Annotated in this window: 1 protein-coding gene; it reads right to left on the bottom strand. The window is 73.0% G+C overall.

Annotated elements, in window-relative coordinates:
• The coding region (locus ACFYR3_RS42550) for an SDR family NAD(P)-dependent oxidoreductase (protein WP_389287621.1) at positions 1-6248 on the bottom strand (6248 nt) is incomplete at its 3' end.
• Positions 6249-6326 lie beyond the last annotated feature (78 nt).

The following is a 6326-nucleotide window of genomic DNA, read 5'->3' as shown; positions in this document are numbered from 1 at the left end:
GCCTCGACCACGTCCACCTCGGACACCGACAGGCCGGCGTTCGCCAACGCCTGCCGGATCACCCGCTGTTGCGACGGACCGTTCGGCGCCGTCAGACCGTTCGACGCACCGTCCTGATTGACCGCCGAACCCCGCACCACCGCCAGCACCGGGTGCCCATTGCGCTCCGCGTCCGACAGACGTTCCACGAGCAGCATGCCGACGCCCTCGCCCCAGGCCGTGCCGTCGGCCGCCGCCGCGAAGGGCTTGCACCGGCCGTCGGTCGCGAGGCCGCGCTGACGGCTGAACGCGACGAACGTGCCGGGGGTGGCCATCACGGTGACACCGCCCGCGAGCGCCAGGTCGCACTCGCCACTGCGCAGCGCCTGGGCCGCGAGGTGCAGGGTGACCAGCGACGACGAGCAGGCCGTGTCGACGGTGACGGCCGGACCCTCCAGACCGAAGGTGTACGACACCCGGCCCGAGGCGACGCTTCCGGCACTGGAGGTGCCCATGTAGCCCTCCAGGCCGTCGGGCGCTCGGTGCAGCAGCGTGCCGTAGTCGTTGTACATGACGCCGGCGAAGACGCCCGTCCGGCTGCCGCGCAGGGAGGCCGGGTCGATGCCCGCGCGCTCGAACGCCTCCCACGAGGTCTCCAGCAGCAACCGCTGCTGCGGGTCGGTGGCGAGGGCCTCGCGCGGCGAGATGCCGAAGAACGTCGGGTCGAAGTGATGGGCGTCGTGCAGGAAGCCGCCCGCCATGCTGTAGCTGGTGCCGGGGCGGTCGGGGTCCGGGTCGAAGAGGCCCTCGGCATCCCAGCCCCGGTCGTCGGGCATGTCCGAGATGGCATCCCGGCCCTCGGCCACGAGTCGCCACAGGTCGTCGGGCGTCGTCACACCGCCCGGGAAACGGCAGGCCATGGCGACGATGGCGATCGGCTCGTCGTCGTGGACCGCTACGGCGGTGGGCGCGGCCACCGCGTCGGCCACGCCGAGCAGTTCGCCGTACAGGAAGTCGGCCAGCACGACCGGGGTCGGGTAGTCGAAGACCAGCGTGGCGGGCAGCCGTACGCCGGTCGCCGAGCCGAGGCGGTTGCGCAGCTCGACAGCGGTGAGCGAGTCGAAGCCCAGCTCGCGGAAGGAGCGGTCCGTCGCCACCGCTTCCGCCCCGGCGAAGCCGAGCACGGCCGCGACCTGTGTACGGACCAGGTCCAGCACGGCGGTCGGGCGCTCCGCCTCGTCCAGCGCGGCCAGTGTGCGGGCGAGCTTGCCCTCGGGTGCCGCGCCACCTCGGGCCGCGCGCCGCGCCGGGGTGCGCACCAGGCCGCCGAGCAGCGGCGGCACCATGCCACCGGCCGCCACCTGGGCCCGCAGCGCGGCGAGGTCGAGTTTCACCGGGACCAGCAGGGCCTGCTCGGAAGCCGTCGCGGTGTCGAAGAGCTCCAGACCCTCGGCCGCCTCCAGGGGCAGTACGCCGCCCCGGCCCAGGCGCGAGACATCCTTGTCGCCGAGCGCGTCGGCCATGCCGGAGGCCTCGGCCCACAGGCCCCAGGCCAGCGAGGTCGCCGGCAGACCCCGCGCCCTGCGGTGCTGGGCCAGAGCGTCCAGGAACACATTGCCCGCCGCATAGTTGGCCTGCCCCGCACCACCGAACACACCGGCGGCCGAGGAGAAGACCACGAACAGGTCCAGGTTCTCGGTCAGTTCGTGCAGGTGCCAGGCCGCATCCACCTTCGGACGCAGCACCTTCGACACCCGCTCGGCGGTCAACGAACCGATCACGCCGTCATCCAGCACACCCGCTGTGTGGACAACACCCGTAACGGGGTGCTCGGCGAGCAGCGCCGCCAGCGCCGCACGGTCGGCCACATCACACGCAGCCCACACGACCTCCGCACCCAACTCCGCCAGCTCAGACGTCAGTTCGGCCGCACCAGGAGCATCCCCACCCCGACGCGAGACCAACAACAGCCTCCGCACACCACGTTCGGACACCAAATGCCGCGCAAACACGCCACCCAGCGCACCACTCGCACCCGTCACCAGGACCGTGCCCGCCGACGTCACGGGCTCCGCGTCGGCAACGATCGCCCGAGTCAGACGCGGCACCAGCAGCGCGCCCTCACGCACCGCGACCTCAGGCTCGCCCGACGCCAGCACGCGCGGCAGGACGTCTGTCGGCCCGGCATCAGCGTCGAGGTCGACCAGGCCGAAACGGCCCGGGTTCTCGGACTGCGCCGAGCGCACCAGACCCCACACAGCGGTGTGGACCAGGTCGGTCACGTCCTCGCCCGGCACCGCCGCGACGGCACCCCGGGTCAGGAAGACCAGCCGGGAGCCGGCGAACCGCTCGTCCGACAGCCACTCCTGCACCAGGGCCAAGGCCCGGGCGGTAGCGGAGTGGACAGCGCCCGGCAGGTCGTCACCGGTCGCCGTTTCGCCGCAAGGCACGACCAGCACCGAGGGCAGCTCGGCCTCGGTGGTCGGCAGGGCGGAGAGGGCCTGCGGGCCGGTGCCGAGCACCGCCCAGTCCTCGACCGCCGGTCCACCGGCGGCCGGCTCCGACCACTCCACCCGGTACAGGGCGTCCGCGCGACCGCCACCTGGGCCGGCGAGTTGCTCGGGCGAGAAGGCGCGCAGGGTGAGCCCTGCCACGGAGGCGACGGGCGCGCCGTCGGCGTCCGCGATCTCCAGCGCGACCGTGTCCCGGCCGGCCGGGGCGAGCCGTACGCGCAGGGTGTCTGCGCCCACGGCGTGCACCGCGACGCCGTTCCAGGCGAAGGGCAGTCGGCCCTGGCCGGTGTCCTCGACGAGGGAACCGAGACCGATGGCGTGCAGCACCGAGTCGAGCAGTGCGGGGTGCACGGTGAAGTGTCCGGCACCCGGCTCGGTGCCGTCCGGCAGGACGACCTCGGCGAACACCTGGTCGTCCTTGCGCCAGGCGGCCCGCAGCCCCTGGAAGGCCGGCCCGTAGCCGAAGCCGGAGGCGGCCAGGCCCTCGTAGAGCCCGTCCGTCTCGATCCGCTCGGCCCCCGCCGGCGGCCAGGCCGCCAGGTCGAAGGCCGGGGCCGGAGCGCCCTCCGCCAGGACACCGGTGGCATTGCGCACCCACGGCTCGTCGTCGGCCGCGTGGTCCGGGCGGGAGTGGAAGGCGATTGCGCGACGGCCCGATGGTTCGGGCGCGGCCACGGCGATCTGGAGTTCGACGCCCCCGTGCTCGGGCAGCACCAGCGGGGCCGCGAGCGTGAGCTCGTCCACCTGGTCGCAGCCGACCTGGTCGCCGGCGTGCAGCGCCAGTTCCACGAAGGCCGTGCCGGGCAGCAGCACCGCGCCGGCCACGGCGTGGTCGGCCAGCCAAGGGTGTGTCTCCAGCGACAGCCGGCCCGTGAGGAGCAGCCCCTCGGCGTCGGCCAGTGCCACGGAGGCCCCGAGCAGCGGGTGGTCCGCCGCGCGCAGCCCGACCGTGGTCACGTCCCCGCCTGCGGTCCCGGCGTCCAGCCAGTAGTGCTCGCGTTGGAAGGCGTACGTCGGGAGGTCCACGCGCTCGGCACCCGTACCGGCGAAGTACGCGGCCCAGTCAGCGGCGAGGCCGCGTATGTGCGCCTGGCCGAGGGCGGCGGTGACGGTCTCGGCCTCGGGGCGGCGGGAGCGGAGGGCGGGGACGAGGACCGCGCCGTCCCCCTCGACGGAGTTCTGGGCCATGGCCGAGAGGACGCCGTCGGGGCCGAGTTCGAGGTACGTGGTGACGCCCGCGGCCTCCAGGGCGCGGATGCCGTCGGCGAAGCGGACCGCCTCACGGACGTGACGGACCCAGAACTCGGGCCGCGTCAACTGCTCCGAAGCGAGAGCACCGCTCACATTCGAGATCACCGGTATGCGCGGAAGCTCGTAGGTCAGGCTCTCGGCCACCTTGCGGAAGGTGTCGAGCATGCCGTCCATGTGCGGCGAGTGGAAGGCGTGGCTCACGGTCAGTCGCTTGGACTTGCGGTCGCCGAACGATCCGGCGATCCTCTCGGCCTCGTCCGCATCACCCGCGATGACCACCGAGCGCGGCCCGTTGATCGCCGCGATGCTCACCCGCTCGTTCAGAAGTGGCGTGACCTCGTCCTCGGTGGCCTGGAGCGCGATCATCACGCCGCCCCCGGGCAGCGCCTGCATCAGCCGACCACGAGCGGACACCAGCTTGCAGGCGTCGTCCAGAGACAGCACCCCGGCGACATGCGCGGCAGCGATCTCACCGATCGAGTGCCCGGACACGAAGTCCGGCTTCACGCCCCACGACTCGAACAGCCGGAACAACGCCACCTCTACCGCGAACAGCGCCGGCTGCGCGTACTCCGTCCGGTTCAACACCTCCGCGTCGTCCCCGAACAGCACGTCCTTCAGCGGCAGTTCGAGGATCATCCGCTCCGCGACCGCGTCCAGCGCCGCGGCGAACACCGGGTACGCCGCGTACAGCTCACGCCCCATCCCCAGTCGCTGGCTGCCCTGGCCCGTGAACAGGAAGGCGAGCCTGCCCCGGGAGCCGGCCTCGCCGCGCACCACGCGCGCGGTGGTCGTGCCGGAGGCGAGCGCGGTCAGGTCGCCCGCCGTCCTCTCGGGGTCCGCCGCGAGGACCACCGCACGGTGCTCCAGGGCGGCGCGGCCGGTGGCAAGCGAGAAGCCGATGTCCACCGGGCGGTCGTCCGGGTGCGCCCGCAGGTGTGCCAGCAGACGCTCGACCTGCGCGTGCAGGGCCTCCTCGGTGCGGCCCGAGACGGGCCACGGCACCACCGGCGGCACGGACAGCACAGGCGGCACGGACACGACCGGCGCGACGGCCTCCGAAGCGGCGTCCGTACCGTCCGCGCCCTCGCCGCCGTCCGCCCCTGAATCATCCCCCGGGACCTCCGGGGCCTGCTCGATGATGGTGTGGACGTTGGTGCCGCTGATGCCGAAGGAGGACACGGCGGCGCGGCGCGGGCGGCCGGTCTCCGGCCAGGCGACGGCCTCGGTGAGCAGGGAGACCGCGCCGGCCGACCAGTCCACGTTCCGCGAGGGCGTGTCGACGTGCAGGGTCTTCGGCAGCACGCCGTGGCGGATGGCCATCACCATCTTGATGATGCCCGCGACACCGGCCGCGGCCTGGGTGTGGCCCAGGTTCGATTTGAGCGAGCCCAGCCACAGCGGCTGCTCGGCGGTGTGCTCCCGGCCGTACGTGGCCAGCAGCGCCTGCGCCTCGATCGGGTCGCCCAGCGTCGTACCCGTGCCGTGCGCCTCGACCACGTCGACGTCGGCGGCGGTGAGCCGGGCGTCGGCGAGGGCCTGCCGGATCACGCGCTGCTGGGAGGGGCCGTTGGGGGCGGTCAGACCGTTGGAGGCGCCGTCCTGGTTGACGGCGGAGCCCCGGACCACGGCGAGCACGGGGTGGCCGTTCTTCCGAGCGTCCGAGAGCTTCTCCACGAGGAGCATGCCCGCGCCCTCGCCCCAGCCGGTGCCGTCCGCCGCGTCGGCGAAGGACTTGCACCGGCCGTCGAAGGACAGCCCGCGCTGCTTGCTGAACTCGGTGAAGGTGCCCGGTGTGGGCATCACGGTGACGCCGCCCGCGAGGGCGAGCGTGCACTCGCCCTTGCGCAGCGCCTGGACGGCGAGGTGCAGGGTCACGAGGGAGGAGGAGCATGCGGTGTCGACGGTGAGCGCCGGGCCCTCCAGGCCGAAGGTGTACGAGACCCGGCCGGAGGCGATACTGCTGGACGCGCCGGTGCCGAGGTAGCCCTCGACCTCCTCGGGGAGGGCCCGTAGCCGGGAGGCGTAGTCGTGGTACATGACACCTGTGAACACGCCCGTACGGCTGCCGCGCAGCGTGGTCGGGTCGATGCCGGCGCGCTCGAACGCCTCCCACGAGGTCTCCAGCAGGAGCCGCTGCTGCGGGTCCATCGCGGTGGCCTCGCGGGGGGAGATCCCGAAGAACGCCGGGTCGAACCAGTTGGCGTCGTGCAGGAAACCGCCCTCCCGCACATAGCTCGTGCCTCGCCCGTCGGGGTCGTCGTCGAAGAGGCGCCCGGTGTCCCAGCCCCGGTCGGTGGGGAAGGGCGAGATGGCGTCGGTGCCCTCGGACACCAGCCGCCACAGGTCCTCGGCGGACGCGACGCCCCCGGGGTAGCGGCAGCTCATGCCGACGATCGCGATCGGCTCCTGCTCCTCGGACTCCACCTCCTGAAGGCGGCGGCGCGTCTCGTGGAGGTCGGCCGTGACCCGCTTCAGGAAGTACCGGAGTTTTTCCTCATTCATGCGTGCATCCCTCGTACAGAAGCCAGAAGAACAGAGCCCTCGCGATGGTGGGGCGTAGCTGCGGGCGGTCGCCTCGGG

It is taken from the genome of Streptomyces sp. NPDC005784 (assembly GCF_042871525.1).
Classification (GTDB): Bacteria; Actinomycetota; Actinomycetes; order Streptomycetales; family Streptomycetaceae; genus Streptomyces.
The sequence above is the reverse complement of the archived record's forward strand: the minus strand, read 5'-3'. Positions and strand labels throughout refer to the sequence as shown.